This is a genomic window from Paenibacillus sp. FSL H7-689 (assembly GCF_000517905.1).
GTDB lineage: Bacteria > Bacillota > Bacilli > Paenibacillales > Paenibacillaceae > Paenibacillus > Paenibacillus amylolyticus.
Map to the genome: position 1 here is coordinate 1 of NZ_ASPU01000060.1, position 3,646 is coordinate 3,646.

Sequence of the window (3,646 nt, forward strand, 5' to 3'; positions counted from 1 at the left end):
TTCGATATAGATCGCCAGGTTGTCCAATGCTTGCTGACGAGCAGCCGGATCGGTTGGCAGACTGTCACGCAGTGGCAACGTGAGTGTCACTTCGCGGCTCTGCATATTCGTGTCGATCTCTACCGGACGAGCCAATACACGAACATTCGTATTCGGAGCAACTTGTTGAATCAACTGCTCTTTCTTCGCACGTTCTTCGACTTCTTTGCGCTCCGATTCCTTTTTCAGGGGAACCACACGGAAGTACAAGTCTTGATCGAATCCGGCGATGGAATTCGTCGGAACGGAGATCACTACATTTTCAGTGGAGATTTCAAGTTTCAGTGAACCATCATTCAGTTCTTTCACCGCTGCCTTAGGCAGTTCAATACGTGTCTCGGACACGGAATCTTTGGTGTCTGGGATGACAATGCGTGCGGTGTTCATGTTCAATTGCTTCGCTTTTTCCACCGATTCCTTGGCAATCGCTTCGGTCATTTTCACCAGATCTTTGATCGTGCCGTTGGTTTCGGTTGTACGGGTGATTGGTGTTTTGGTCAGGTTGGTGCCGTTTGTTCCATTAACGTCAACCACGATCTGCTCTTGTTTCGTTGAAGGTGCAGGTGTGGACGTTACTGGTGTAGTCGTGGACGATCCGCCACCACCACCTGTGTTTCCACCCTGGTTAGGTGTTGGCGTATTGGATGTAAACGTAAGTGTTGTCCATTTCAATGCCGGTGTGTTGCCTTTGGCTCTTACACGAACCACAATTATTTGGTTGCCCTCAAATCGATCTGTATTGGTGAATTTACTCCAAGTCTCCCCATTGTCTTTGGAGTATTCCATCGTTTCATCTGCACCGATAACCACATTGGCTGTATCATCAGCAGTCACTTTAGGCGCTGGGGGAGCAAAGAACAAGTCAAATGCTCTTTGAATATCTTTAATTTTTTCATATCCTCCATCAGGTCGTTCACTAAGCATCCACTCTGCGAGTTGTTGCTGTTCCGCATTCGTTGATAATGTTACTATCTGGTCAAACTTCAGAGGGGGTTCCTGAAGACTTAATTCTGGATTGTTGGCTAAAAGTATTTGGTACTGCATTTGAAGCATTTGGTACAAATTCAAGTTATTTAATATCTCACTCGCTGTCTCTGCTTGGTTAATTGAAGGGAATTCTTCAGATAGCGTAAACATTAGACCTACAGACGAGTCAGTGTCCATTGCAACAGAAGTGAACTTCGCAATATAAGCAATTAACTGCTGATCCGCCTGGTTAGCTTTCAGATAAAAATCGGCTGCTCTCTTGAACTGTTCAAACTCTTCTTCAGAAAACAGATTAGCACCCTTTACAATGACCTGATCGTAAATGTTATTTAATGCAGAAGCCATATCTCGGTAATCTAACCGATACCCCAAAAGGATATTGATACTTATATCTACAATAAATTGAACCTGATCTCCATTGTAAGATCCCGATCTCGGAGTCAACTGCACTAACGTAGCAGCAACTGTCTTTTGTTCTTGATCTGTTAGCTCACTAAACGCTCCAGGATGATTGAGCAGATCTGTATTTTTTAATATGGATAACACTGTAACTTTATCCTTGAGAACTATCGCTGCGTTCAGCTGCTTCAGCGATTGCTTCTCAGGAGTGCCAAAGAACTCATCAAATGCTTCTTGCGCGGATTTATATGTTAAATAGCCATTACCCGGCTTTTTCAACAGCATCCAGTCAGTAAGCTTTTCCATTTCAGTCATGTTGGAGGAAATGCTTTTCATTTTACTAAAATCAAGCGGGAATGTACCAACGAGGGTCTCTTTATCTGTGCCTTTAAACGCCTCTGCTTGTTCTTGTAGCTGATATAAATCCATTAGCGCATTAATCATTTCACTTTGTGTTGAGGCATTCGTGAAATTGATAATTTGGCTCGATGCCATAGAAAGATTCATAACTGATTCTTCAAGGGATGAATTATTAGCAATTCGTTGTAGTTTAATTTTGAATGCCAATACATTCTGTTCCAGATCAGAAGCTAGAAGATATCGATCTAGCATCGGTTTCATCATATTCAGATATTCAGGACTAACCGCCGCTGCAAAAATAAGAGATTTGTCGTAATAAGCAGTCAGTCTTTCTTGGACATCGGACAATTCATTTACTTTCGATACTGAAATGCCTTGTTGAATATAATCTACCAAAAATTGAACCTCACTGTTACTCTGATACGCATTAACAGGCTCATTCATATGTCCCGCTAATGTTACCAGTGCATTCTGTTCTTCCAGGGGAAGAGATTCAAAATCCGGCGTCGTAGTGATAAAATTTTCATTTTCGAACAGTTCAGTTATTTTAGCTGCATCAAAGTTTTGACCAATAGAGTTATTGAATCCATTCAGCGGTGTAGTAAATTTAATGGATTGCATCTGATAAGCAGTTTCCATACTGTATCTATCCTGAACAATTACATTGAAATAATAGGTCTCACCATCGCTTAAACCCGTAATTTGTTGGTGAAAAGTACCATCTGTAGATTCCGAACCCTGAATCCAACGGTTATAGGAATAATCGGTTGTGTGACCGTTAATTGTAGCAGCGTCTATTAGATTCGGTTCGTCAGATAAGAAAACCCGATAATATAAATCAGGCGGGGAAGTAGAATCGGAATAGGCGTATGTCCAACTAATTTCAACCGAGTTGTCATCTACACCTTTCACTGTAATTAGGCCATTGTTCCCTGGATTGGTATATCCTCCTGCACTTACCTTTCCTGCTGGTGCCAGCCATGGAGCTACCAACACCAAAATGAGCAACATGCTCATTATTTTTCTGTATTGCATCTTTTCTTTCCTCCCTAATCTCGCTTCTCTAAGATAGGCCTATTGTAGTACACAACTCTGAACGGATTCTGAACAACAGAGCAAATAAAAGGGTTTAAAACCATTTATTTAGATATAATTAGTAAAAATACTCATTTTTCTCGTCATTATTCAACATTTTTATTTTGAGATATATTATCTAAGACCTATAAAAATATATACCGCGAGTTTAATCAAATCTTAGAATATACTCCCCTGAATTTCAGTAGAACAAAGAAGACCACCCTATTTGGGGTGGCCTTCTTTGTTCTACTTTATTAGCTTGCTCATAACTAAACTGCCTGCTGTAAGCCTCTTAATCTTGCAAAGATATTATTACTGCGCTGCAGCTTCGATATCTGCATATGCCCAGTGTGTTGCTGGTACATCACTGAACGTTGGCGTAACTGCGCCAGTTAGGGGTGTGCGGTTGAACAGCACGTTCAGCACTTTCACAGCTTCAGCACGCGTCAGCTTGCTGTCTGGTTTGAATGTACCATCGTTGTAACCAACCATCAGGCCAGCAGATTGCACGTATGCAATCGCATCTACTGCCCACAGGTCTGCGGATACATCTGTGAAGGAAATTGCTGGACCATTCACTGTTGTATTACTCGCTTGTTGCTGCATCCAGCGATAAGCAATCGTCGCCATCTGTGCACGGGTGATCGAACCTTTCGGTGCAAATTGGGTGTTACTCATGCCGTTCATGATGCCAGCGGATTGCGCTTTTTGAATCTCACTTGTTGCCCAGTGTGTTGCAGATACATCCTTGTAGCTCACGCTATTCACGGAACCTGCTGCCGCT

General features: G+C 42.2%; 2 protein-coding genes. Both read right to left on the bottom strand.

The window, feature by feature from the left end; all coding sequences use genetic code 11:
- On the bottom strand, nt 1-2,820 hold a 2,820-nt coding region (locus C170_RS27360), incomplete at its 3' end, for a DUF4073 domain-containing protein (protein ID WP_036616459.1).
- A gap of 354 nt (nt 2,821-3,174) precedes the next feature.
- A partial coding sequence (locus C170_RS27365) for an S-layer homology domain-containing protein (protein WP_036616462.1) occupies nt 3,175-3,646 on the bottom strand: 472 nt, incomplete at its 5' end.